Origin of the sequence: Gordonia sp. ABKF26, from assembly GCF_041103195.1 — a bacterium.
GTDB lineage: Bacteria > Actinomycetota > Actinomycetes > Mycobacteriales > Mycobacteriaceae > Gordonia > Gordonia terrae.
The window spans coordinates 2,269,251-2,294,337 of record NZ_JBGCVZ010000003.1; the positions used below are offsets into that span (position 1 = coordinate 2,269,251).

Genomic DNA, 25,087 nt, shown 5'->3' on the forward strand with positions numbered 1-25,087 from the left:
CCTCCGCGAGCTCCGGGCCTCCTCAGGGAGCGGGGACCGGGCTCAGTGCCACGAACCGCGTTGATACTGCGGGGGATACGGCGCCTCGCGACGATCGATGCCCAGCTCGTGCGCGGCGCGCAGCGGCCACGACGGTTCGCGTAGCGCGACACGACCGAAGAAGACGGCGGTGATGTCGTCGTCGCCGGCGATCTTCTCGGCCTGATCGGGTTCGGTGATGAGGCCGACGGCCGCGGTCGGAACGCCCGACTCCCGGTGGATCGAGCGGGCGAGATCGACCTGATAGCCGGGACCGACCGGGATGTCGGCGAGGACGTTGCCACCCGAGGAGACGTCCACGAGGTCGACGCCGCGGCCGGCGAGGAGAGCGGCGAGACGCGCCGATTCCTCGACGTCCCACCCACCCTCGGTCCATTCGGTGCCGGAGACGCGGATGAAGAGCGGCTTCGACGACGGCCACACCGCGCGGACCGCGTCGGCGACCTCGAGGGTCAGCCGGGTGCGTCCGTCGAAGTCGCCGCCGTAGGCGTCGGTGCGCCGGTTCGAGAGCGGGGAGAGGAACTGGTGGAGCAGGTAGCCGTGTGCCGCGTGGATCTCCACCACGTCGAAGCCGGCGTCGTCGGCGCGACGGGCGGCCTGCGCGAATGCGTTCACCACCTCGGCGATCTGGTCCGTGGTCATCGCGGTGGGGGCGGGTAGTCCCTCGAAGGCGACGTCGGACGGGCCGAATGTCGTCCAGCCGCCGTCGTCGAGCGGGATCGCCCCGGAGCGGTCGTCGAACGGCGCATATGTGGATGCCTTGCGGCCCGCGTGGGCGAGCTGGGTGCCGATGACCGAACCCTGGGAATGTACGAAGTCGACGATGCGCCGCCACGCCGCCGCCTGGTCGTCGTTCCACAGTCCGGCGTCATGGGCGCTGATCCGACCTTCGGGTACCACGGCCGCCGCTTCGGTGAGGATGAGTCCGAAGCCGCCGGCCGCTCGGGCGCCGAGGTGCGTCAGGTGCCAGTCGGTGGGCACCCCGTCGCCGGCGAAGCAGCTGTACTGGCACATCGGGGCGAGCCAGATCCGGTTCGGGACGGCGACGTCGCGGAGGGTGATCGGTTCGAAGAGCGCGGTACTGGTCACGAGGAGACACAACGATCGACGGGGCGCCGTATTCCCTGCCGGCTGCCATATCGTCATGGCATGACCGATTCGCCGTGGAGCGCGCAGCGATGGGCGTTCGTACTCGCCACAGCCGTGTTCGCGTCGGTGTGGGTGGCGGTCGCCGTCGCCGGTCCGGCCCGGATCGCGGGGCACATCGACGCCGCAGGCGAGGTCACCAGGTGGGATTCGAAGTGGGTCGTGCTGACTGGCCTGGGTGCGGTCGGCCTTCTGATCGTGGTGGTGTTCGGCGCTTCGGGTCCGTTGCTCGCCCGGTTGCCGGCGCGAGCGATCAACCTCCCCGGCCGGCACCGCAAGGAGTACTGGATGCGCCCCGAGCGCCGCGCCGAATTCAACCGCCTGATGGCCGGGGACCTGGAGCTGATCGGGGCGGCCACGATGGCACTGCTGGCCTGGCTGCTGGCGGCGACGACGGTCTTCTCGGCGTCGGGGGAGGCGTCGATGAACGCCTGGGCGTTCGCGGTGCCGCTCGTCGTCTACGTCCTGGCGCTGATCGGCTACACCGTCTACATCGCGGTCGGCGACCGATACCGGGTGCGCGAGTGACGAACGTGCGTCAGTGCAGAGAACGGATGAGAGGCAGCCGAACATGACAGATCAGACCGCGCTCGATGCGGTGTCGACGGAGATCGCCGAACCCCTCGGGGTGATCACGTTGGGGGATGCGCGGCGTCGTAACCCGTTGTCCACGAGCACCATGCGCGCCATCACCGCCGCGCTGCGGAACTTCGACGACGACCCGCGCGTGCGAGTGATCGTGATCCGCGCGCTCGGGCCCGCCTTCTCCGCCGGGCATGACCTCGGTGAACTCGTCGACCGAACGCTCGACGACGAGCGCGCTGTATTCGCGACGTGCACCGAGCTGATGCAGACGGTCCACGACGTGCGCCCGCCCGTCATCGCCGAGGTCGCCGGCATGGCGTTCGCGGCGGGGTGCCAACTGGTCGCGACCTGTGATCTGGCGGTGGCCGGTCGCAGCGCGCGATTCAGCACGCCGGGCGTCCGCATCGGGTTGTTCTGCTCGACGCCGATGGTCGCGCTGTCCCGCGCGATCGGACGCAAGCGCGCGATGCACATGTTGCTCACCGGCGAGGCGATCGATGCCGAGACCGCCGCCGAGTGGGGACTCCTGAGCGGTGTCGTCGACGACGAGGCGCTGGCGGACTCGGTGCGTGAACTGGCTCTGCAGATCGCCGGATCGAGTGCCCGGACCGTGTCCATCGGCAAGCAGGCGTTCTACCGGCAGATCGAGCTCGACGAGTCCGCCGCCTATGACGAGATGGGCGAGACGATGGCGACCAATGCGATGACGTGCGATGCGCAGGAGGGGATGTCGGCGTTCCTGCAGAAGCGGAAGCCGGTGTGGACCGACAGCTAGGGCCCGGTCGCAGAATCGCCACCCACCGGAAGCGGGAGGTGGCGATTCTGCGATGGAGTCAGGCGTCGATCTGCGCGGTGGCGGTCGCGAAGCGCGCGAGATGGGCGTCGGCGGTGCCGAATTCGTACTCGATCGCGGTCAGTCGCTTGAAGTAGTGACCGATCGCCAGTTCCTCGGTCATGCCCATGCCGCCGTGCAACTGCACCGCGTTCTGGCCGATGAACCGGGCGGCGCGACTGATCGTGGCCTTGGCGGCCGAGACCGCCGCCGCACGCTCGGCCGGGGAGCCGTCGAGGGACAGGATCGCGAAATACTGTGCGGCGACCGACTGCTCGAGTTCGAGGTGCATGTCGACCATGCGGTGCTGCAACACCTGGAAACTGCCGATGGGCACGCCGAACTGCTCGCGCTGCTTGGAGTATTCGACGGTGTCGGTGAACACCTTGCGCATCAGGCCCACGGCCTCGGAGACCACCGCGGCGGTCGCGGTGTCCCAGGCCTTCTCGAGGATCTCGATCGCATTCTCGTCGGCGATGAGCGCGTCGGCGGGCAGGCGCACGTCGGTGAACGTGATGTCGGCCGCCTGGCGGTCGTCGATGGTGCGCAGCCTGTGCAGCTCGAGACCCTTCGGGCCACCATCGGCGAGGTCGACGAGGAACAGCGAGACCCCGGCGGGGTCGTGGGGTTCGCCTGCGGTGCGGGCGCTGACGATGAGGTAGTCGGCGAGCGGCGCCGTGGTGACGACAGCCTTGGTGCCGTTGAGCACCCAGGCGTCACCGTCGCGGTCGGCACTGGTCTCGATCCGTGAGAGAACCCCGCCCGAGCCGTCTTCGAGTGCGGCCAGCGCGCTCAGGGCCTCGCCCTCGGCGATGCGACCGGCGGCTTCGAGAGCGGTCGGGTTGCCGGTCGCATGGAGGAGACCCGCGCCGAGCACCACCGTGTCGACGAACGGCTCGACCACGAGAGCGTGCCCGAGCGCCTCGGTGACGACCATCAGTTCCTCCGGGCCGCCGCCGAATCCGCCGATGTCCTCGGGCAGGCAGGCACCGACGACGCCGAGGTCCTCGACGAAGGCCTTCCAGATCTTCGGCTGCCAGCCCTCGCCGACCTTGGCCGCGTCGCGGCTGACCTGCAGGTCGTACCGTGCGTCGAGGAACTTGCCGAGACCGTCGGACAGCAGTTGCTGTTCGGGTGTGAGTGTGAAGTCCATCAGTTTTCTCCTGTGACCCGTCAGAGACCGAGAGCCGCTTTGGCGAGGATGTTGCGTTGAATTTCGTTGCTGCCGGCGTAGATCGAGCCCGCGCGGTCGTTGAAGTAGTGCAGCGGCGCGACGGCCTGCCACGGTTCGCCGCTGACGTAGCCGTCGGTGGGCGGGGTGTACTGGAAGATGGGTCCGCCCGGCTTGGTGGCGTGCGGCTGGAAGACGCGTCCGTGGGGGCCGGCGGCCTCCAGGCTCAGGGTGGTGATCTCCTGGCTCAGCTCGGTGCCGAGGATCTTCAGCATCGATGCGATGGAACCGGGGTCCTTGCCCGAACTCATCGCGGCGAGCGCGCGGTATTCGAGGACCTCGAGGATCTTCGCGCGGACCTGGAGATCGGTGAGCTTGGCCGCGAACGCCGGATCCTCCGACAACGGGCCGCCGTTCGGTGCGGTCACCGATGCCGCGTCCCGCCCCAGTTGCTCGGCCATGACCTGCAGCGCCGGTGCGGCCGCGCCGCCTCCGCGCTCGAAGACGAGCAGGTACTTGGCGACGGTCCAACCGTCGTCGATCTTGCCGAGGACGTTCTTCTTGGGGACGCGCACACCGTCGAAGAAGACCTGCGCCTGGACCTGCTCGCCGGACGCGAACACCAGGTTCTGTACCTCGATACCCGGCGAGTTCATGTCGATGAGGACGAACGTGATGCCCTGCTGCTTGCGCTCCTGGCGCGACGTGCGCACCAGGCAGAAGATCCAGTTCGCCTCCGAGGCGTGCGTGGTCCAGATCTTCGAACCGGTGACGACGAGGTCGTCGCCGTCGTCGACCGCGGCCATCGACAGCGACGCGAGGTCGGAGCCGGACTCGGGTTCGGAGTAGCCCTGGCAGAAGAACACGCTGCCGTCGAGGATGCCGGGCAGGAAGAAGTTCTTCTGTTCGTCGGTGCCGAACGCCATGATCGCGTGCGACACCATGCGGATGCCCATCGGCGACAGCGAGGGTGCGCCGGCGAGGATCGACTCACGGCTGAAGATGTAGTGCTGGGACTGCGACCAGTCGCACCCGCCGTACTGCACCGGCCACGCGGGAGCGGCCCAGCCACGCTCGTGCAGGATCGCCTGCCACTCCATCGAGGCCTCGTGGTCGGAGTAGACGCTGGTGCGCAGCGTGCCCGCCGCGCGTAGGTCGGGGGTCAGTTTCTCGTCGAGGAACGCGCGGACCTCGTCGCGAAACGCAGCGTCGTCCGGAGACCAGTTCATGTCCATGAGCGGTGCGCAACCTATCTGTAAACGGTTGTGGTCAGATTGGGGTCGAAAGGGAATCTACCCAATGATCGGCGCGGTGCGTAGCCCGCCTCACGTTTCCGGCTTCAGTGTGACGTCCGGAGCGGAACCGCGAGGTGGATCCTCGCGCTCCGCGTCCGGGGTCTTCGTGGGCTCGGCGCCGTCGCCGTCGGGTGCCTCGTCGTCGGGTGAGTCCGTGTCGTTCGGCTTTCCGCCCGACGACAGCAGCACGTCCGCCCAGCGGGTCGCGGGATCGATGTCGATGAGCAGGGCCTTGCCGAGCAGTGTCAGCGGTACCGCGAGGATCGCGCCCAACGGTCCGATCGCCCAGGCCCAGAAGAGCAGGGACAGAAACGTCAGGGTGGTGGAGAGTCCCACCGCGTCGCCGACGAACTTCGGCTGGATCACCGACTGGATGACGACGTTGATGGCGCTGTAGACGACGATGACGATCAGCATCTTGCTGACCCCGCCGTCGAGCAGACCCAGCAGTGCGGGTGGGACGAGACCGATGATGAAGCCGACGTTCGGGATGTAGTTGGTGATGAACGACAACAGGCCCCAGAGGATGGGGAGCGGGATGGAGAGCAGGGCGAGGGCCACGCTGTCGAGGACGGCGACGATGAGCCCGAAGACCGTCGACACCCAGAGGTAGCTGCGTGTGCCCTGGGAAAAGGAACGGAAGGCCGATGCGATGTCGGGACGCATCCGGTCCAGGATGTTCATCCGATCGTCGAAGCCGACCGAGTCCGCCGCCATGAACAGCAGCAGGGCAAGCACCAGGATCAGTGCCGAGGCGACACTGAACGTGCTGGCCAGAACGTCGGTCACCGCGCTCACGACCTTGCTGGTGTCGACGTGGGAGATCATGTCCTGCACCTTGTCGTGGCTCACGCCGTGACTGGTGAGGAAGTTCTGGAAGCTGGTGACGAGGTCGTCGAACTTGTCGTCGTACTGGGGGAGTATCGACGCCAGGCGCGCGACCGAGAACACCAGCGCCGCGAACAATCCGATGAGGATCCCGTAGACGAGGAGCACCGTCGTCACGAAGGCGGCCCAGCGGGGAAATCCTCTCTTGCGCAACCAGGTCGGGATCGGCTGAACGGCGACGGTGAGCATCAGCGCGAGGAAGATCGGCCCGACCAGCGACGCCACCGACTTGATCCCGGCGATGGCGACGACGAGCCCGGCGATGGTGAGGAGCACGATGGTTCCCCGCGGCAGCGTCCAATCGGGCGGATCGACGCGGTACGAGGGTTGTGGCGGAGTGCGTTTGGACGACTTCGTTCCGCTTGCCTCACTGCGACCGGACATGGTGTGCCGCCTTTCTGGACACGACTGATGTGTCGGAACAGCGGCCACCCCGACGCGCGGGGTGGCCGCCGTCAAGTGTTGACCATTCGACGACCATCCGCGCGCTTTCGGCGTGCTTACGTCTCCGGTTGGTTCTCAGTGACCCTTCCAGTTCGGTGAACGCTTCATCACGAAGGCCATGATCCCCTCGAGGGTGTCGCCACTGATGACCAGCGAGTCGAGCACCGAGGTGCTGGCGTGGACGGCATCGACGGTGTCGGTGATGGCATCGGACTGCTCCATGGTGGCGATCGACGCCCGCACCGACGTGGGTGAGGCGGCGAGGATCTCCTCGGCCACTCCGCGCGCGGTCTCGAGAACCTTTCCGGCCGGGGCGATCCGGCTCACCAGACCGGCGGCGGCGGCCTCGGCGGCCGAGATCCGGCGGCCGGTCAGGATCATGTCGCGCGCGAGCGCAGGTGGGATCATCCGCGGCAGCCGGACCAATCCGCCGGCGGCCGCCGCGAGTCCGACCTTCACCTCGGGCAGGCCGAAGGAGGCGTCCTCGTCGGCCACGACGATGTGGCAGGCCATCGCGATCTCACAGCCACCGCCGAGTGCGAACCCGTTGACCGCGGCGATGACCGGTTTGGGAAGGCTGCGCCGTGAGGTCAGTCCCGCGAACCCGTTCTTCGGGACCGACAGGGCGGCCGGGCCTGCGGTCGCGGCGAGGTCGTTGCCCGCCGAGAAGGCCTTGTCGCCCTTACCGGTCAGGATCGCCACCCACAGGTCGGGATCGGCGAAGTAGGCCTCGAAGATCGAGTCGAGTTCGGCGTTGGCCGCGGGGTTCAACGCGTTGCGTGCGTCGGGGCGGTTGATGGTCACTTCGAGCAACCGACCGTCGCGACGGACCTCGACATGTTCGTAGGACTCGCGGAATGCCGGTGCGACAACCGGATGCCGGGAGTTCATGGCCGCGGCGGTCAGGGCCACCCGGTTGCCCTTGTCGAACGACCGCACGACGATCGGCGTGCCGACGGGGTCGTCGGAGGTCAGGAGAAGGTCGAAGAACTCGTCGTCGTCGGAGTCGAGATTGGCGACGAACCGGGCGCCGAGCCCGTCCGGCGAGGTCCCGTCGACCAGCCGGCCGATGACCACACCGGTGCGGCGGCCGCTCTTCTGCGGGATGACCGTGTAGGTCTCGATGACCGCGGCGCCGTCGGCGTCGGCGATGGTGGGAACGGTTGCCGCCGCGTCGAGCTCGGCCTGGACCGGTCCGCTGGTGTCCGGGCGCCACGGTGCCGGCGTCGTCGAGTACACCCCGGCGGCATGCTTGCTCAGCACCCCGCCGTTGGCGACGACCAGACCGAAATCGCCCGGTGATCGTCGGACCCGCGTGACCACCTCGGCGATCGCGTGCAGGGAGTAGTTGTTGCCCGGGCCGCCGAAGAACGGCAACCCGCCGGTGAGGGTCAGCCCGCGTGGATCGTCGGGCGCCATCCCGATTCCGTCGAGGACGTTGAACACCGCGATCGGGAAGCAGCTGTAGATGTCGACGACCGAGATGTCGTCGAGTCCGAGTCCGGCGACCTGCAGCGCGTGCTGCACCGCAGCCGGGGCTGCGGGGGCGGAGCCGAGGTCGGGACGAGCCAGGACGGGGCGTTCGACGGTCGACGAGTGACCATGCAGGAACACCCATTTCGCTGGATCGATCCCGGCGGCCTGCGCCGCCCGGACCGACATCACGACCACCGCAGCTGCCTGGTTCACCTGATCGCGCGCCACGATGTACCGGGTGAACGGATCCGCCACGACCCGGTTCTCGGGAGTGACCGCGACGAGTTCGGCGGCGGTGCGCGCCGTCGGTGCCGCCGAGTGCGGGTTGGCGGCGGCCACCTCGGTGAAGGGGGCGAACAACTCACCCATGGTGGCGATGTAGGCGTCCCGGCCCAGCCCCGAGGAGTGCCGGCGCGCGTTCTCCAGTAGGGCGTACTGCGGCAGCACCGATGCGAGGCCGTGCCGCATCTCGGCAACGGTGATGATCCCCTTCAGCCCGAAGCCGCGGTCGTCGAGCTGGCCCCCGACCTCTTCGGCGAAGCTCGGCCGCTGGTCCTCCGGCTGGGACATCAGATGGCGGACGGTCGACATCACCTCGGCGCCGAAGACGACTGCGCCCTCGGATCTGCCGGCCGCGATCGTCCCGGCGAGCTCGGTGAGGATCGTCTGCGGGGTCTGACCACCGGTCACCGCCTGCACCGCGCGGCGGGGGTCCACACCGATCCGGTTGCCGACCGCCCGCGGCATGTTGTCCGGACGGCCCAGCGGTGACGACGACAACGGGCTCGAGATCTCGAACGACCGGATCGCGGCGATGGTGTCGATCGACGCGGCGACATCGCCCCCGGAGTCGGCGAACGCGGCGGTCACCGCCCGGGCGGCGAGGTCGGCCTCGCCGAGGGCCTCGTAGCCGGGATCGGTCAGGCGTTCCGAGGCCTGGCCCACGCCGACGACGACGGGGGTGTTCGGATCGATATCAACGAGCGTTGTTGGCATACCAAACATTGACACACGGCGTGACCGGGGTCTCATCGGAGGTGGTGCACGAACGTCGGGGCGTCAGTGTGCGGTCGGCTCGCCGGGAACGTCAGTGTTGCGGTCAGCGCGGTTCCAACCGTGGTCGGGCGCCGCGGATCGGGCCAGACTGTCGCCGACCAGATTGCGATCGAAAGGACCACCGATGACGTCCACCGTGTCCACCAAGCCTGCCGGCGGGCCCGCGACCGGCGAGTCCGCCGGAACGACCGACGAGCGGCTCGACGAGGTGTTCGCGCCGATCTTCGCCCGGATCGCCGAGGGCGCGGTACAGCGCGAGGACGACCGCAGGCTCGCACACGACGAGGTCTCCTGGCTGCGGGAGGCGAAGTTCGGCGCGCTGCGCGTGCCGGTGGAACTCGGCGGATACGGTGCGTCGATCCGGCAGTTGTTCCGGCTGCTCATCGATCTGGCCGCCGCGGAGTCCAATCTGCCGCAGGCCCTGCGCGTGCACTGGTCGTTCGTCGAGGACCAGCTGTCCGCACTCCCGGATGAGGCCGCGCAGCAGTGGTTGCGCAAGGTAGGTGAGGGGACGCTGGTCGGCAACGCCATCACCGAGCCCGGCGTCGGTGCCATCGACCGCTATCAGACGCGCCTCACCCCCGACCCGGCGAGCGCGGACGGCAACGGGTTCCGGCTCGACGGCACCAAGTACTACAGCACCGGCAGTCTCTACTCCGATCACATCCTCGTCGCCGCCGACCAGGACGGGGAGCGCGTCTCGGTGCTCGTCGACGCCGACGCCGACGGTGTCACCCAGCACGACGACTGGGATGGCTTCGGCCAGCGCCTGACCGCAAGTGGCACCACCGAGTTCGCCGGCGTCGAGGTCCCGGCCGAGCGTGTCCTCGGTCCTGGCTACGGCGGCGAGGGCCGCACGTACGCGACGTCGTACTTGCAGCTGGTCCAGCTCGCGGTGCTGGCGGGCATCGCGGCGCGCGCCACCGACGACGTCGTGGAGTGGGTACGCAACCGCACACGCACCTTCACCCACTCGACGGCCGACCTGCCACGCCACGATCCGCTCGTGCAGCAGGTGATCGGCCGGCTGTCGGCGGCGGCCTACACCGCGCGCACGCTGGTCCTCGACATCGCCGACGAACTCGACGAGCTCGCACTCGCCGGCTGGGAGGACGCCGATCTCCTCGACCGCGTCGAGTTCGACGTCGCCCGTGCCCAGGCCGCGGTCATCCCCGCCGTCCTCGACGCCACCACCCAGCTGTTCGAGGTCGGTGGTGCGTCGATCACCTCCGAACGTCTGCGCCTCGACCGTCACTGGCGCAACGCCCGGGTGATCTCGGTGCACAACCCGTTGATCTTCAAGCTGCAGGCGGTCGGCGACCACGTGCTCAACGGCACCGACCTGCCGTACGCCTGGAGCGCCGGACAGAAGTAGCGCGCGCCGCGCCGCTACTCTGGCGGCCATGCACCGGATGGCCGCGGCGGACGCGGCGTCGTACTGGATGTCGCAACACATCCCGAACGACGAGGTCGTGGTGTATTGCTTTGCCGCGCCGCGTAGTCCGATCGAGGACTGCGCGGCGCGACTTCGGCTCCGTGCCGCGTTCGTCGACGATCTGTGCCTCCGGATACGAGAGGTCCCCGGCACGGTCGACCGCCCGTACTGGGAATCCGTACGGCCCACCGACGACCAGGTCCGTGTGGACCGGTCGAGCCGGACGTGGTCGTCGTGCCTGGCCCAGATCGCCGCACTCATCGCCAGTCCACTCGACCCCACGTCGGCGGCGTGGCGGGTACACCTGTTCGGTCCCGTCGTCGACGCCCCGGGCGCCGCGGGCGCGGCCTGCGTCGTCGTACTGCAGATCTGTCACGCGCTGGGTGACGGACGTCGCGCTTCTCGGATCGCTCGTGAATTGTTCACTGCGCCCGCCACGCAACGGGATCCCGGGCCCGCACGACACCGGCCGGGTCGCGGGCTGCTGTTCGACGCCGGGACTGTACTCGGTGGTGTCCTCCGATTCCCCGGCGAGTTCGTCATGACGGCCCGGCGGGGATTCCGCGCGGCGCGGCTCGCCTCGGCGTCCGTGCCGGAAACACCGGGGTACACACCGACTCCGCTGAACGCCTCGCCCGGCCCGCGTCGGACCCTTCGGGTGCTGGTCGTCGAGCGCGATCGCCTGACCGCCCGCGGACAGCCGGTCACGGTCGCGGTACTCACCGCGATCTCGGTGGCGTTGCCGGAATACCTGGGTGAGACCGGGCGGCGGATGGGCGTCGAGCTGACGATCGGCCGGTCAGGTGAACCGCGGTCCCGCAACCACTTCCGCAATGCCGGAGTGGACCTGCACATCGACGTCGACGACCTCGACGAGCGCGCGCGACTCATCGGCGCCGACATCGCCACAGCTCGAGCGGCCGAGAAGGACCCGTTGCGGGATGCGCGGCGTCGGGCGTCCGAATCGACGCCCGCGCTTCTGGCCCGATGGGGGATCGACGCTTTCGACCTCGACACCCCGCCCGAGACGGTCACCGGGGTCTCGGTGGTGTCGTCGGTGAACCGTGGCGCCGCCGACCTCGACCTCGATGGCGGCGAGATCCTGTTCACCACAGGCTTTCCCGCGCTGTCGCCCGCTCAGGGCCTGACCCACGGCGTGCACGGGATCGGCGATCGGATCGCGATCTCGGTGACCACGAGCCCCGATGTGATGGATGACGTGGACCGGTACGTGGAGCTGCTCGCCCGGGCGGTGTGTAGCTGAGGTCCTCACCGCCGCCGCAAACCGGCGCCCCCGCTCCCTTCGAATCGACATGATCTGCGCAGCCGACCATAGCCAGATGTCGAGGACTGCTCGTCGGGCGCGATTTCTTGTCGGTGGTCGGGTCTATCTTGGATGTATCAGGTGGACCGGTCAACCAGGCCGGGCGGCAACGACTTCGGGGGTAGTCACTGTGGGGGCATGGACGGATCTGCCGGGCGAGTTCCTCGCCGGGGTCGATCCTGCCCGCCCGGCTGATGCCGACACCGCCACCCATATGCAGCGTTTGGGGTCGATCCGTGCCGGGGAGTCGTATCTGGCGTGGTGCCGCTATCAGACGATCTTGGTGCTGTGCGACCGGTTGTTGAATTCTGTTGGCAACAGCTACATCTCTGATGGTTTCGGTGACATCGTCGCCCGGGTGTCGCGGGAGGCCGGGATCAGCCGCTACCGCGCCGGGGTGCTGGTCGACGAGGCGTTGTGTCTTCGGGATCGGTTGCCGCGGGTGTTGGAGACGTTGCGCGACGGCATCATCGGGCCGCACCAGATCCGCGAGATCATCGGACGCACCCACCTGGTGGCCGATGACCACCTGCTCGACCCCGCCGACCCTGACAGTCGTCGGATCATCGAGGTGCTCGACGAATCGATCGCCGAGTTGCTGCGCTTTCGGTCCGGGTCGTGGTCGACGTCAGGTTTGCGCGACATGATCGACCGTCTGGTCTTCGGCCATGACGCCGACGCGGTCCGCGAACGGCGCCGCGAGGCGCTGGACAACCGTGGCGTGTGGACCGAAAACCACGGTGACGGGACCGGTGAGATCACCGCGGTGATGGCCGCCGAGAACATCCGGGCTTCCAACGCCTCGGTACGTGAGTTGGCCGCATCCGTCTGCGACCGCGATGGCCGCACCCTCGGGGAACGGAAGTCCGACGCCATGTGCGCGTTGCTCACCCGGACGGCGTTCGCGTGCGCGTGCGGTCACTCCGACTGCACCGCAACACCTCCCGATCCTGCCGCCCCCACCGGTACCACGGCCGGTACCGAGGTCGTGATCCATGTCGTGACCGACGCCGCCACCCTGGCCGGCGGGTCCGGACCCGGTTGGGTCGACGGGCACGGGGTGATCTGCGATGAGCATGTGCGCGATCTCGCCGCCCGGCCTGACGCGACGATCCGGCCGGTCACCCCGGTGCGGACACCACCCACCCGCGTCGCCGCCGATGGTGCGAGCGCGCGGACCGCGAATGCCGCCGCATCACGGCAGGACGTCGAGAGTGTCATCGTGTTCCCGGGGGCATTGCCCGGTGACCCGTATCGGCCGACGAGTGCGTGTGCGGAGTTCGTGCGGGTGCGCGACGGTTACTGCACCGAGCCGGGGTGCACGCGTTCGGCGTTCACCGCCGACGTCGATCACGTCGCCGAATACGACCACGCCCGCCCCGCCCGCGGCGGCGCGACCTCGAGTGAGAACCTCAACGCCAAATGCCGCGCCGGTCATCTACACAAGACGCACGGGGATTGGACCGACGTGCAGTACCGCGACGACGAGGGCCGTCTGGTCACCGAATTCGTGACGCCGGAAGGTTTCGTGATCCCCGGCGAGGCCGAAACCCTCGAGGATCTCTTCCCGAACCTACGTCGTATCCGATTCGAGCAAGCCGCGAAAGCCCCACCGACACCGCGCATCATCGTGCCCGACCACCACGGCCGACCACCCCGCACGATCACCGAACGCACCGCCGCCAAACACGCGAAGCGGCGAGAGGAACGCGCCCGCAACACGACACAGCGCGACGCGAATCGACGCGCCCGGACCGAGGCAGCCCACCACCAGCCGACAACCCACGACGACCCGCCACCGTTCTGAGGGCAGCTCCGGCGGTTACGCCCGGGGATACCCGTTCGTGTCCGCCGGGGCGTCTCCGTGTCCGTTTCCGCCCGACCCCTTCGGCGGGCGGGTGAGGCGTTTGGGAAGCCGTTCGGCGAGACCGCCGAGCGGTGCGACCGATTGGTTGAGCAGGTCCACGGTCTCGGCGAGTTCGTGGACCGTCTCCTGCATGGTGATCAGGGTCGGGCCGAGTTGTCCGATGACCTCGGTCAGCTCGGTGATCCGGTCCAGCGGCCCGCCGGGTGCGATCGCACGCTCGACCGCACCGTTCTCGCCCAGGAGCTGATCGAGCAGGCCGTCGTCCTCAGCGAGCCGGTCGAGGATGCCCCCGGACGCGGTCACCTTCTCCAGCACACCGTCGGGCGCCGTGAGCTTGTCGACGATCCCGCCCTCGGAGGTGAGACGTTCGAGGATGCCCTCGTTCTCGGTGAACTGGTCGACGACGCCGCCCGGGCGGGTCAACCGGTCGAGGGGGCCGTCCTTGGCGGTGAGGCGGATCAGGATGCCTCGCTCGTCAGCCATCTGGTCGAGGAGCCCGCCTTTCGCGGTGAGCTTCTCGAGCGGGCCGTCGGACGCGGTGAGCCGGTCGATGACGCCGCCCGGGTTCAGCAACCGTTCCAGCGGACCCCCGCTGGCGAGGATGCGTCCGAACGGCCGGTCGGGTCCGAGCAGCTCGGACAGCTGGTTGAGCAGGGCGAGCGGCGTGCGGGCGCTGCCCAACTCGTCGGCGTCGACGCCGACGGCCAGCGCGAGCTCGTGCTGGACGCTGCCGGCGGTGATCCGAGCGATGGTGACGGCGGATTCCGCGGCGCTCAGCACCACGCCGGTGACGGCGAATCCGACCCGGAACGGCATCTCGACGAGAGCACGGCCGGGATCGAGTGCAGCCTGCCGACGCTCGACGTCGCGCCGACCGGGGACGGGACGGTCGGACAGCGACCGATCCGGAAGGGACTCCATGGTGTCCGACCCTAGGCCAAGGGGTGTGCGTTCGGGGCGAGGGTTGCGCGATCCGGCGGGCGGTGTCGCCCTAGGAGTCGGCGCCCGAGGCCTGCGCGGCCTTGGCCGCCTTGGCGGCCTTCTTGAAGTCGCGGACCTTCTGCAGCGAATCCGGGCCGGTCACGTCGGCGACCGAACGGAACCCCTTCTTGCTGTAGTCCCCGGCGACCTTGGTCCAGCCCGAGGGCTTGACGTCGAGCTGCTTGGCGACGAGGGCGACGAAGATCTTGGCCTTCTGGTCGCCGAAACCGGGCAGTGCGCGCAGCCGCTTCATGAGGTCGGCACCGTCGGCGGCCTCGGTCCAGATGCGCGCTGCGTCGCCGCCGTATTCGTCGGCGACGACCTTCGCGAGTGATTGGACCCGCCCGGCCATCGAGCGTCCGTAGCGGTGGATGGCCGGGGGAGTGGCGCACAGGTCGGCAAACGCCTCGGGATCGGCGTCGGCGATCTCGACCGGGTCCATCGTGCCGAACCGGTCGCGGATCTTGGCCGGCCCGGCGAACGCCCGCTCCATCGGGAACTGCTGGTCGAGGAGCATTCCCGTCAGGAGGGCGAACGAATCGCTGGAGAGGAGTTCGTCGGCCGCGGGTTCCTGGGCGATCTGGATCTTCGGCATGGGTCGATTCTGGCAGACGGCACCCGTGCGCGGCTCTAGACTGCCTCCATGATCAGCGGGGAGAACACGGGCGGCGTCGAGAACAGCAGGCCACGGCGAGGGGGCTTCGGGGCGGGGACGATCGCCATGGTGGTCGGAACCGTGATGGGACTGGCGGTGTCGCTCTTCGGTGTTGGTGTCGCCACGGCTGCGCCGGCCGACGACGGGGCGAACTACGTCACCACGCTGCGGTGCGACAGCGTCAACCCGTGGCCCGCGGGCACGGTCAAGGTCCGCGTCGACGTGTTCAACCAGATCCGCCACCCGGCCGACGGACTGCCCGGTCCGGTCATCGCGCTCATCGGCACCGACCGCGCCAAGCGCGTCGCACTCGAATACACCTACGAGGTGTCGGTGTCGTGGCGGAATCTGCGCACCGGGCGGACCGGTGTGACGACGGTTCCCGGACGGGGTTACACCGTCAAGTGGCAAGTCGACATCCATCCGGGGAGCGGTCCCGTGGCCTTCACGATCCGTCAGAAGATCGGCGCGCTCGCGTTCTTCCCGATGACCAATCCGAAGTACTCGTCGTGCTCGGGTCGCGCCGTCGCATGACCTACCGGTCGGCGAGTCCGCCGACCAGGAGGTACTGCGCGGTGAAGTAACTCGCGAGCACCCAGGCCTCACCGGCGACCCGGAGTCGTGGATCGGTGACCAGGTGCCGTCGATTGATGATCGCGAGGTCCGAGAGCAGGAAGAACCACCCGCCGGCGCGCAGGCGCGGCTGCGGCGCAGGCACGTCCGACGCCAGCGCCGACATGGTCGCAAGCGTGTTGCCGTACGTACCGAGCACCGGCAGCAGTGCCGGACGGTGGCGCGCCAGGACCGTCGCCGACTCGGCCAGGATGCTCACTCGCGGCGCGAGCGTGCGGACCGACGGCCGGGCGCCTGCGCGCCACATCGCAGTCGCGTAGCTCAGCTGCGCACCCGCGAAAGACGTTGCACCTCTGCGCAGACAACGATCCTTCGCCACCGGGTCGTCGTGTTCGAACTCCTCCCGCAGCATGAATCGGTCGCCGACCGCCGAGAAACCGAGAACGGCTGCCAGTGCGACGGTGTCGGCGACCGGACGACGCCGCGAACCGGCGGCCACCCGTGCCGCGAGCAGCGCGATCGGCAGCGGCTTGGTGATCTCGGCGCTGCGTCGGTCACCGACCGACCCGCTGATCGTCGCTGCGGCGGCGGTGGCCGCATAGGCGATCCGGAATGCCCGGTTCACTGCAGGATTCGGGCGACGAACCCACGGATGTCGGTGTCGGAGAATCGTTTCGACTGCGCCCCGTCGAGGGTCAGATACGTGCGTGCCGACACCTTGGCGTCACCGCCCCGTGCGTCGTTGAGGTACTTGAGCGTGAGCGGTACGACGACGGAGGTGTCCTGCAGGGTCTGCGTCATCAGAACCGGACGTTCGAAACCACGGGTCGGCAGGTCGGTCGCCTTCGTGAGCAGGGAGGTGAGTTCGGTGTTCCCCGACAGCGGCTTGGTGAACAGCGAACCGATTGCGAGACCATCCACTTCACGGACGAACTCGGTCACACATGATGCGGCGGCCCTGGTCATCCACTTCTTGCCGGCGTCGGTGAGGTAGGCGTTCACGTCGATGTCCGGGTGCGCGTTGCGGATCGCACTCAGCGTGTACAGCGCGTCGGCGGCCAGTCCGGACGGCATCGCCGCCGAGGACGGGCCGAGATTGGCCACCAGCGAACCGAATTGGGCCGGGATCGAGCTCGCAGCGGCACCCTTGAAGTCGAGCTTGCCGCCCTGGATGGTCGGCGCCAACCGGGCGAGCGTGATCGCGGCCGCCGCCCCCTGTCCCTCGCCGACGACCGCCCACGAGCGCGACAGGTTGTCGGCGATGTCCCGCGAGGCGCGCACCGCGTCGACGATGTTGCGTGCGGTGGCCTCCAGGTCGTAGTACTGCGGGGTGCCGGGCGTACCGACACCCGCGTAATCGGTGCTGACGACGGCATATCCGCGTCCGAGCCAACGCTTGAGTTCCTCGGTGTCCTCGGCGGTGGGCCGCGTCGACGGCGCGCACTTGTCGGCGATACCGCGCGAACCGTGCGCCCAGGCGACGATCGGCCAGCCGCCGGCGGGCGCGCGCCCGCCGGGCACCATGAGCACGCCGGAGGACAGGTGGGCCTTGCCGTCGGCGCCGGTGCTCCAGTAGGTGAAGTCGTTGCCCGAGGCCGCTCCGGCGACCGTACGAGCCCGGGGGAGTTCACGATTGGCGTAGACGGCGCCCGGGGCCTGTCCGGGACCACGCGTGTCGACGGTGCCCGCGTTGTCGTCGGCGGGGGCACTGTTGTCTGTCGACGACGGTTCCGCCGTGCCTGGTGACGAGGTGCTCGGGGCCGGTTCGGCCGCGGCCGTGGCCGTGAGACCGGCGACGGCCGGAGCCACGACGATCGTGAGAGCCGCTGCGGCCGCGAGGGCGCGGGTGAGGTGGGCACTCCGGGGTTTCGAAGTGTTGCCGTGGGGGTTCATGTGTCAGTTCGTTCTGTGAGGTGGGTCGGTTACCGAAGGCGTTGTCGCTCAGGCGTTGACGACGCCGACGGCCGGCAGGAACCAGCAGTTCTGGGTGCCGTTGCTCGCGTTGCCGAAGACCGCCGACAGGATGGCGCCGCTGCCGGTCTTGACCGGTGCGAGCCGGACCCCGGACAGCAGGGGCAGCGCGGTGAGCGCGGTCCGGTCGGTGATCGGGTCGAGATCGGCGAAGCCGCCCTGCAGGGTGCTCGTGTTGAACCAGGCGACCTGCATCTTGCCGCCGCTGCCGGCCGTCGGTGAGGCGGGCACGAAGGCGTAGGCGGTCTCGCCCTTGTCGACGAGGTTCAACTTCTCGGGCAGCTTGACGCCGGGGATCATGTCGAGCAGCGGCTTGAGCTGGGTCAGCGGATCGGTCTTCATCGGCCACGGACCTGCCACGGCTCCCGCCCCGGCGGTCACGAGACCGAGCGGGTTGTCGGCGGTCGGCGCGGTGCAGAACGGCGACACCGACGGGGTGAGCGTCTGGATGCCCAGCGTGCGGAGCAGGGCGATGGGATCGGTCGGCGCGGCGGCGGGCGTGGCGCCCGGGGCGGGGGCACCCTCGGCGGCTGCCGGGAGCGGAAGGGCTCCCGCACGACCGGCGATGTCCTCGACCGACAACTGGCCGGCGCTGCCCATGATCGTCTGTGCGGCCTGCACCGCGATCTGGTCGACGCCCGCGGCCTTCAGCAGGCGGACCGCTCCGGCCAGCTCCGCGTCGAACGGGATCGACAGCGCACCGAGCATGTTGGCGGGAACGAGCGGTTCCGCGGCTGCGGGTGCCGACGTTGCGGTGAGGGTGGCCGCCGCCATCGCCACACCCATGAGACCGGCGCCGCAGCGCTGGATCGCGCGGCTGCGAGTGACGCGACGCGGAGCGTCGGAACGCGTGAACCGAGACGTGAGGGACATGGCTCTCCTTGTGGCAACCGGCCTTGACGACCGGATGGGCGATCGAGCACCCGCCACGTGTGGTGGGTGTGACAGGTGGGACTCAAGTTAAAAGAGACCATGTCGGTGTCGGCCCCGGCAAGTTGCGAGTCCGACCTGTGACACGGGCGCGATCGGCGAGAGACCGAACCCGCGTCGAGCTGCGTGTTCGAAGTGAGCGCCCCACCCCCCGGCACGACGAAGGCACCCCGGCGATGAGCCGAGGTGCCTTCGTCTGTGAGAGGAAAAGCGGTCAGATGATCGCGAGTCCGATGACCGGGACGATCGTGCAGGAGACGATCTTGCCCTTCGTCTTCGTGGTCACGTTGCCGTGGATCGCCGAGATGACACGGCCCTTGCCGGTCCGCGAGATACCGGTGAAGGTGCCGGGTCCCTCTTGGACGTTGATCTTCGGGTTCCGCTTCAGCGTCGTGGTGCCGGTGCGGCCGGTGTCGACGTTGAACCAGCTCACCGTGAGGGGTGCGGTCTTGTTGTCGATGGCCGGGCCGGTACCGAGCGAGGTGTAGACGTAGCCCGCCTCGCCGCGCTTGGGGCCGGGAGCCGGGGCTTCCTGCGGTCCGGCGGTGGCCAGGGCGCGTCCCAGCGAACCGCCGCCGGGGATGCAGCCGAGGCCGAAGGTCGGGTAGAGGAATTCCTGGATCTTCGGAGCGTTCGGTCCCTGCGGGATCTCCGGATCGCCGGGCTTGCGCTCGGCCGCGAGTTCGCGCGCGGCCTGCTTGCGGCCGGGTTCGCCCAGGAAGTCGGCGATCGAGCGCCAGATCTTGCTGACCTCACCGGGCATTCCGGGGGTGTCGGCGAACGACTGGGCCTGACGGAGCAGATCGACCGAGACCTTGCCGTCGGGTCCGGGGGTCGCCACCGAGCCGATGATCGCGGGTGCGAACGCGCCGAGCGAGTCCAGCACGCGCTGGTCGACCTTCGGCGCCGGTGCGGCCTGGGCGGCGACCGGAAGAGCGAGCGACGTGGCCGCCGCGAGCGCCGACACGGCGACGAGGAGGCGACGGGTCCGGATTCGATGCGGGGCATTGCCGGATCGCAACCTCGGTGGCCGGGAGAAACGCACTGGTGTGTCCTAACGGTCGTGGCGCAGGCGGGTGAGTCGTGCTGCGCCTCGTGGTCGTGGCATCCGCCCGGGTGTCGGCTCGCGGACAGCCCATCCTCTCACCCGAGTCGTCGCGGGTCATTCTAAGCCCCTCGCGGGTTCCAATGTCCAGGCCGAGGTCCTGTTACGGGTGAGGTTTGTGTGGTTATTGATGCAATTGTTACTCAAGTGAGGTCAACGCGGTCGGGGCGTGCGGCCAGTCGGCCACCTGGTTGGATGAGGAGAATCGGGGAACTCTCGCCGATGTCGAACAGGAGTCTGATGTGAACGAGCTGCGCACCGACGGCTTGCCGGGTCGTCGACGCGGGAGATCGCGGCTGACGCGTGTCGTCGTCGCCGTGGCCGCCCTTGCACTGGTTGCGTCGACCGCAGTCGCATGCGCAGACGATTCGTCGTCGGGTGCGGAGGTCACCCTGCTCACCCACGACTCGTTCGAACTGCCCGAGTCCGTCCTCGACGCATTCCGTCAGGAGACCGGCCTGACCCTGAAGATCGTGAAGTCCGGCGACGCCGGGCAATTGGCATCGACGGTGTCGCTGACACCGGGCGCACCCAAGGGCGACGCGGTCTTCGGTATCGACAACACCTTTGCGTCGCGCCCGATCGACGCCGGCGCCCTGGAATCCTACGAGTCACCGGCCGCGGTCGACGGTGCCGCGGACTATGCGGTACCCGGCGCCGAGGGGCAGCTGACGGCCGTCGACCGGGGCGATGTGTGCCTCAACGTCGACGACGGCTGGTTCGAGTCCAGAGGACTGACCCCGCCGGTGAGTTTCCGCGATCTGACCCGCCCGGAGTTCGCGTCGCTCACCGCGGTGACCGACCCCGCCACCTCCTCACCGGGCACGGCGTTCCTGCTCACCACGGTCGGCGCGCTCGGAGACGGCTGGCAGGACTACTGGAAGCAGGTCGTCGGCGGCGGCGCAACGGTCGTCTCGGGCTGGGAGGTCGCCTACAACCAGCTCTTCACGGCCGGCGAGGGTCGCGGCGACAAGCCCATCGTGCTGTCCTACGCCTCGTCGCCGGCGGCCACGCCCGGGACGAGCGCGCTGCTGGACAGCTGCTTCCCGCAAGTCGAGTACATCGGCGTCCTGAAGGGCACCCGGAACTCCACCGGGGCACGCAAGCTCGTCGACTTCATGCTCAGTCCCACCGTGCAGAAAGAACTCCCGTCGTCGATGTACGTCTATCCCGTGCAGCGCGACACGCCGCTGCCCCCGGGCTGGCCGGCGCGCGCGGAGGTGCCCGCCTGGATGTCGTCGCTGCCGCCCGCCACGATCGCGGAGAACCGCGAGATGTGGCTCGACCAGTGGCGCGCCGCGGTCGGCCGGTGATGCCTCGGTGACCCGCGCCGGGACGGCGGTGACCCGGGCGTCCCGGGCTGCCGGACCGGTGGCGCTGTGGCTCCTCCCGGCACTGTTCATCGTGGTGCTGTTCGCGTGGCCGGTCGTCGCCCTCGTCCGGCGGGCCGTGTCGATCGCCCGCGACTCGGGGGCGGGCCTGGGTGAACTGCTCGAACGTACCGACGCGCTGGGACTTCTCGGCGTCACCCTCGGTCAGGCGGCGGCGTCGACCGTCCTGGCGCTCGCCGCCGCCGCCCCCATCGCGTGGTTGTTCGCCCGGGTGCGCGGGGCCACCGCTGTCGTCCTCGCCGTCGTGGTGACCGTGCCGTTCGTGCTGCCCACCGTCGTCGTGGGCGTCGCGTTCCGCTCGTTGCTGTCGGGCCCACTCGCGTTCCTGCACATCGAGTCCGGGCTGCCGGCCGTGCTCGCGGCCCACGTCTTCATCAACATCGCCGTCGTCGTCCGCGTCGTCGGCGCGGCCTGGCGCAACCTCGATCCACGGCTGCTCGAGGCGGCACGGTCGCTGGGCGCCAGCCGCATACGGGCGACGCTGACCGTGGTCGTGCCGCGACTCGTGCCCGCGATCGCGTCGGCCGCAGCGCTCATCTTCCTGTTCTGTTCCACCAGTTTCGGCGTCGTGATCATCCTCGGCGCGGGCGAGCTGCGCACCCTGGAGACCGAGATCTACACCCAGGCCATCGGATACTTCCGCATCCCCGAGGCGGTCGCCCTGTCGATGCTGCAGATCGTGGTGGTGCTCGCCGCGTTGCTGCTGACACGGGTGTTCGCCGATCCGGCCGGCCGCGGATCGGGCGGCGGTGCGCGGCGGGCCGAACGCGACCGCAGGGTCGCCGGCGGCCGGTGGACGCGGCCGGCCGTCTGGGCGGTCGGGGCATGGACGGCGGTACTCCTCGTCGGGCCGGTCGTGGTGCTGATGGTGCGGTCGGTCCGGCCGGTCGCGCACGGCGACTGGACGTTCGCCGGCTATCGCGCACTGGCCGAACCGGTCAACGGGGTGACGCCGCTGGAGAGTCTGCGGTATTCACTGGTGACCGCGACCGCGGCGACCGCCATCGCGTTGGTGGTGGGGACACTCGCCGCGGTCGCGCTCCACCGCGCACACGGGGTGGTCGGGGCGATCGGTTCGGCGGTGTCGCTCGTGCCACTCGGGATCAGCGCCGTCACACTGGGATTCGGATATCTCATCGTGTTGGCGTCGCTGCCCTACGAGATCGCCGCGTCGCCCGCGGTCATCCCGCTCGTCCAGGCGCTCATCGCGATACCGGTGGTCATCCGGATCATGATGCCCGCGCTCGAATCGGTGCCGGCCCGGCTGCGGCACGCCGCGGCGACGCTGGGAGCCAGGCCGATTCGGGTGTTCGCGACGGTCGATCTGCCGATCATCGGCAGGTCGATGGGAGCGGCCGGGGGTTTCGCCTTCGTCATGGCCCTGGGCGAGTTCGGCGCGACGAGCTTTCTCGCCCGCGCGGACACGACCACCCTCCCGGTGCTGATCGGGTCGGCCCTCAACCGGCCGGGTGCCGACAATCTGGCGACCGCCATGGCCGCCTCCGTGGTCCTGGTCGTCGCGACGGTTCTCGCCGTCGTCGCGGTCGAGGCGTTCCGTCCCCGCTCGGAGGTCCCGCTGCTGTGACCCCCGGGAATTCATTGGAAGTCCGTGATCTCACCGTTGCGTACGGCGACGAGACCGTCATCGACGGCCTGTCCTGGCGGCTCGGGGGAGAGGGCTCCCTGGTGACCGCGATCCTCGGCCCGTCGGGGTGCGGCAAGTCGACCCTCATCCGGGCGATCGCCGGGCTCGAGTCGCCGGTCCGGGGAACCGTGCGGTTCGGCGGTGTCGACCTCGCCGGGGTAGAGGTCCATCGCCGGGACTTCGGCGTGGTCTTCCAGGACGGGCAGCTCTTCGGCGGGCGCAGCGTCGCGTCGAACATCGGATACGGACTCCGGGTGCGGCGCTGGTCGCGCCGCGCCATCGCCGAACGCGTCGCCGAGATGCTCGACGTGGTCGGCCTCACCGGCTACGACAGACGTCTCGTCGACACCCTGTCGGGCGGCCAGGCGCAGCGCGTCGCACTCGCGCGTGCGCTGGCCCCGCGCCCGCGGCTGCTCTTGCTCGACGAACCGCTCGCGGCCCTCGACCGACGTCTGAGAGACGAACTGGCGGTGGAGATCTCGGAGATCGTCCGCGCGGCCGGTGTCCCGACGATGGTGGTCACCCACGATCACGCCGAAGCCGCGACCATGGCCGACGAGATCGCGGTGATGCGTGACGGCGTGATGATCCAGACCGACGCCCCGGCGGGGCTGTGGCGACGCCCGGTCGACGAGTGGACCGCACGATTCCTCGGCGCCACGACCGTCGTCGACGCGCAGGTCCGGTCGGGTGTTGCCGACACCGTGCTCGGCGAGATGCCACTCGACCTCCCCGACGGCAGTCGCAGGCTCGGTCTGCGGCCCGAGTCGGTCTCGATCGGCCCGGCGTCGCCGGGGGCGGACGAGGACACGGCAGCGACAGCGATCGTCATGCTCGTCGCCGAACTCCCGGCCGGCCCGCGCGTGCGCATCGACACCCCGGTCGGCGAGATCGACGCCGTGACAGACGCATCGGTCGCCGTCGGCGACCGGGTCCGGATGCGTCTGGTGCCCGAACGCGTCGCGGTGATCGGGCCGTGACGATGCGCGCGGTGGTGGGGGCCTCGCCGTGCCGGTGACGCGACGCGACCTCCTCGTCCCGCCGGGCCTGGTGGTCGTCGGCGCGACGTCGATGTACCTCGGCGCGGCCGTTGCCGTCGGCCTGTTCGACGTCATCTCCCCGGCCGCGGTCGCCTGGTTGCGGATCGCCGGGGCCGCGTTGGTGCTGCTGCTGTGGGTGCGGCCACCGCGGACCGCCTGGCGGTGGGAACGGCTACGCCTCGCGGCGTGCTTCGGGCTGATCACCGCCGGGATGAACATCGCCTTCTACGAGGCCCTCGCACATCTGCCGCTCGGTACGACCGTCGCCTTGGAGTTCCTGGGTCCGATCGCGGTGGCCGCGTTGGGTTCTGCAACGCGTCGCGACGTCGCCGCGCTCGTGCTGGCGGCGGTCGGCGTCGTCCTGATCGCCGATGTCCGGTGGTCGGGGACGGCGATCGGCGTCGTCCTGGCGCTGACCGCGGCCGCCTGCTGGGCGGGGTACATCGTCCTGGGCAAACGCGTCGCGGCGCGGGGTGCGGGCGTGGAGGATCTGGCCACCGGCTTCGCGGTGGCCGCACTGCTCACCGCGCCGCTCGCGTGGTGGGTGGCCGACGCGGTGCGCGCGGGTGCCGCCCTGCCGGCCGTGCTGGCACAGGGCCTGCTGCTGGGCATCGCGTCGACCGCGGTGCCGTATGCCCTGGACCAGATCGTGCTGCGGAGAGTCGGACAGGCGAGGTTCGCGATCCTGCTCGCACTGCTGCCGGTGACGGCGTCGGTGATCGGGTTGCTCGCACTCGGACAGGTTCCGCGGCCACTCGAAGCAGCCGGCATCGCCCTCGTCGCGGTGGCCGTCGCGGTCCGATCGGCCGACGAGGACGATCGGCTCGTCGACCGCGAGGGCGAGACACCGCCGGGCTGACCCGTGGTCAGGCGGCGCGCGCCTTCTTCAACGCCTTGTGGAGTTCCTTCTTCGACATGTCGGAGGTGTCGAGCTTGCGCATCCGATGGATGACCACCGGGCAGCGAACGCAGCGCGTGGAACTCTTGCAACACTTCTTCTTGGGCTTCAACGAGCCCACTCTGGTCGGGTCGACCTTGCCCATACGGCGAGGTTAGCAGACCCTAACTATCGCCTTTGTGGGTGCTGTGATCGCGGTCTCACCGTCCGAGCCGATACTCTGTCACATTGAATCCCTAGGTGATCTGCTCCCCGCGCCGGTCAGAGCCGTTCGGATGCGAGCGTCGCCGACGTTCCGCAGTGAGCCGAGCGCCGTCCGTCGCCGCAGGTCCCCACCCAC

The 25,087-nt window shown here is 69.4% G+C and carries 22 protein-coding genes; 10 read left to right on the top strand and 12 right to left on the bottom strand.

Annotated elements, in window-relative coordinates:
• Positions 1-42 precede the first annotated feature (42 nt).
• The gene (locus tag AB4Z55_RS10590) at positions 43-1,128 is read right to left on the bottom strand and encodes an NADH:flavin oxidoreductase/NADH oxidase (RefSeq protein WP_101821062.1); all 1,086 of its coding nucleotides are present in this window, start codon (positions 1,126-1,128) and stop codon (positions 43-45) included.
• Between the two features lie 60 nt (positions 1,129-1,188).
• Between AB4Z55_RS10590 and AB4Z55_RS10595 the strand changes: the two genes are divergently transcribed.
• Positions 1,189-1,713, top strand: coding sequence for a hypothetical protein (locus AB4Z55_RS10595; protein WP_369519692.1), 525 nt, complete (start codon positions 1,189-1,191; stop codon positions 1,711-1,713).
• A 43-nt stretch (positions 1,714-1,756) separates the two neighbouring features.
• Positions 1,757-2,545, top strand: coding sequence for an enoyl-CoA hydratase (locus AB4Z55_RS10600; RefSeq protein ID WP_369519693.1), 789 nt, complete (start codon positions 1,757-1,759; stop codon positions 2,543-2,545).
• A 58-nt stretch (positions 2,546-2,603) separates the two neighbouring features.
• On the opposite strand, the gene AB4Z55_RS10605 is transcribed toward AB4Z55_RS10600, so the two are convergent.
• From AB4Z55_RS10605 to AB4Z55_RS10620, 4 genes are all read right to left on the bottom strand, one after another.
• On the bottom strand, positions 2,604-3,755 hold the full coding sequence (locus AB4Z55_RS10605; protein ID WP_354562216.1) for an acyl-CoA dehydrogenase family protein: 1,152 nt from the start codon (positions 3,753-3,755) through the stop codon (positions 2,604-2,606).
• 20 nt (positions 3,756-3,775) lie between these two features.
• On the bottom strand, positions 3,776-5,008 hold the full coding sequence (locus AB4Z55_RS10610) for an acyl-CoA dehydrogenase family protein (protein ID WP_004022519.1): 1,233 nt from the start codon (positions 5,006-5,008) through the stop codon (positions 3,776-3,778).
• Between the two features lie 90 nt (positions 5,009-5,098).
• Positions 5,099-6,340, bottom strand: a complete 1,242-nt coding sequence (locus AB4Z55_RS10615; RefSeq protein ID WP_369519694.1) for an AI-2E family transporter — start codon at positions 6,338-6,340, stop codon at positions 5,099-5,101.
• A 135-nt stretch (positions 6,341-6,475) separates the two neighbouring features.
• Positions 6,476-8,872: an acetyl-CoA acetyltransferase gene (locus AB4Z55_RS10620; protein WP_369519695.1), complete on the bottom strand. Its 2,397-nt coding sequence runs from the start codon at positions 8,870-8,872 to the stop codon at positions 6,476-6,478.
• A 184-nt stretch (positions 8,873-9,056) separates the two neighbouring features.
• Between AB4Z55_RS10620 and AB4Z55_RS10625 the strand changes: the two genes are divergently transcribed.
• From AB4Z55_RS10625 to AB4Z55_RS10635, 3 genes are all read left to right on the top strand, one after another.
• Positions 9,057-10,307, top strand: coding sequence for an acyl-CoA dehydrogenase family protein (locus tag AB4Z55_RS10625; protein WP_369519696.1), 1,251 nt, complete (start codon positions 9,057-9,059; stop codon positions 10,305-10,307).
• 28 nt (positions 10,308-10,335) lie between these two features.
• On the top strand, positions 10,336-11,631 hold the full coding sequence (locus AB4Z55_RS10630) for a WS/DGAT domain-containing protein (RefSeq protein WP_369519697.1): 1,296 nt from the start codon (positions 10,336-10,338) through the stop codon (positions 11,629-11,631).
• Between the two features lie 190 nt (positions 11,632-11,821).
• The gene (locus AB4Z55_RS10635; RefSeq protein ID WP_369519698.1) at positions 11,822-13,498 is read left to right on the top strand and encodes a DUF222 domain-containing protein; all 1,677 of its coding nucleotides are present in this window, start codon (positions 11,822-11,824) and stop codon (positions 13,496-13,498) included.
• A 15-nt stretch (positions 13,499-13,513) separates the two neighbouring features.
• Here AB4Z55_RS10635 and AB4Z55_RS10640 read toward each other — a convergent pair whose 3' ends face one another.
• Positions 13,514-14,479, bottom strand: a complete 966-nt coding sequence (locus AB4Z55_RS10640) for a hypothetical protein (RefSeq protein WP_369519699.1) — start codon at positions 14,477-14,479, stop codon at positions 13,514-13,516.
• Between the two features lie 70 nt (positions 14,480-14,549).
• The gene (locus AB4Z55_RS10645) at positions 14,550-15,134 is read right to left on the bottom strand and encodes an HhH-GPD-type base excision DNA repair protein (RefSeq protein ID WP_369519700.1); all 585 of its coding nucleotides are present in this window, start codon (positions 15,132-15,134) and stop codon (positions 14,550-14,552) included.
• A 48-nt stretch (positions 15,135-15,182) separates the two neighbouring features.
• Between AB4Z55_RS10645 and AB4Z55_RS10650 the strand changes: the two genes are divergently transcribed.
• Positions 15,183-15,728, top strand: a complete 546-nt coding sequence (locus AB4Z55_RS10650) for a hypothetical protein (protein ID WP_033203995.1) — start codon at positions 15,183-15,185, stop codon at positions 15,726-15,728.
• A gap of 1 nt (position 15,729) precedes the next feature.
• Here the strand turns inward: AB4Z55_RS10650 and AB4Z55_RS10655 are convergent, their stop codons facing one another.
• The 4 genes from AB4Z55_RS10655 to AB4Z55_RS10670 all read right to left on the bottom strand — a co-directional run bounded on the left by AB4Z55_RS10655 (position 15,730) and on the right by AB4Z55_RS10670 (position 19,713).
• Complete coding sequence (locus AB4Z55_RS10655) at positions 15,730-16,392, bottom strand: lysoplasmalogenase (protein WP_101822750.1); 663 nt, start codon at positions 16,390-16,392, stop codon at positions 15,730-15,732.
• Positions 16,389-17,660: a lipase family protein gene (locus tag AB4Z55_RS10660; protein WP_354562205.1), complete on the bottom strand. Its 1,272-nt coding sequence runs from the start codon at positions 17,658-17,660 to the stop codon at positions 16,389-16,391. The genes AB4Z55_RS10655 and AB4Z55_RS10660 overlap by 4 nt, the downstream gene beginning before the upstream one ends.
• Positions 17,661-17,708: 48 nt before the next feature.
• On the bottom strand, positions 17,709-18,611 hold the full coding sequence (locus AB4Z55_RS10665) for a hypothetical protein (RefSeq protein WP_369519701.1): 903 nt from the start codon (positions 18,609-18,611) through the stop codon (positions 17,709-17,711).
• Positions 18,612-18,882: 271 nt separating this feature from the next.
• Positions 18,883-19,713, bottom strand: a complete 831-nt coding sequence (locus AB4Z55_RS10670; RefSeq protein WP_064571148.1) for a hypothetical protein — start codon at positions 19,711-19,713, stop codon at positions 18,883-18,885.
• A gap of 302 nt (positions 19,714-20,015) precedes the next feature.
• Between AB4Z55_RS10670 and AB4Z55_RS10675 the strand changes: the two genes are divergently transcribed.
• From AB4Z55_RS10675 to AB4Z55_RS10690, 4 genes are all read left to right on the top strand, one after another.
• Positions 20,016-21,086: a thiamine ABC transporter substrate binding subunit gene (locus AB4Z55_RS10675; RefSeq protein ID WP_248643109.1), complete on the top strand. Its 1,071-nt coding sequence runs from the start codon at positions 20,016-20,018 to the stop codon at positions 21,084-21,086.
• Positions 21,087-21,093: 7 nt separating this feature from the next.
• On the top strand, positions 21,094-22,749 hold the full coding sequence (locus AB4Z55_RS10680) for an iron ABC transporter permease (RefSeq protein WP_239402578.1): 1,656 nt from the start codon (positions 21,094-21,096) through the stop codon (positions 22,747-22,749).
• Positions 22,746-23,789, top strand: coding sequence for an ABC transporter ATP-binding protein (locus AB4Z55_RS10685; RefSeq protein WP_369519702.1), 1,044 nt, complete (start codon positions 22,746-22,748; stop codon positions 23,787-23,789). Before AB4Z55_RS10680 ends, AB4Z55_RS10685 begins: the two co-directional genes overlap by 4 nt.
• A gap of 91 nt (positions 23,790-23,880) precedes the next feature.
• Positions 23,881-24,708, top strand: a complete 828-nt coding sequence (locus AB4Z55_RS10690; RefSeq protein WP_369520999.1) for a DMT family transporter — start codon at positions 23,881-23,883, stop codon at positions 24,706-24,708.
• Between the two features lie 7 nt (positions 24,709-24,715).
• On the opposite strand, the gene AB4Z55_RS10695 is transcribed toward AB4Z55_RS10690, so the two are convergent.
• The gene (locus AB4Z55_RS10695) at positions 24,716-24,892 is read right to left on the bottom strand and encodes a hypothetical protein (protein ID WP_004019207.1); all 177 of its coding nucleotides are present in this window, start codon (positions 24,890-24,892) and stop codon (positions 24,716-24,718) included.
• Positions 24,893-25,087 lie beyond the last annotated feature (195 nt).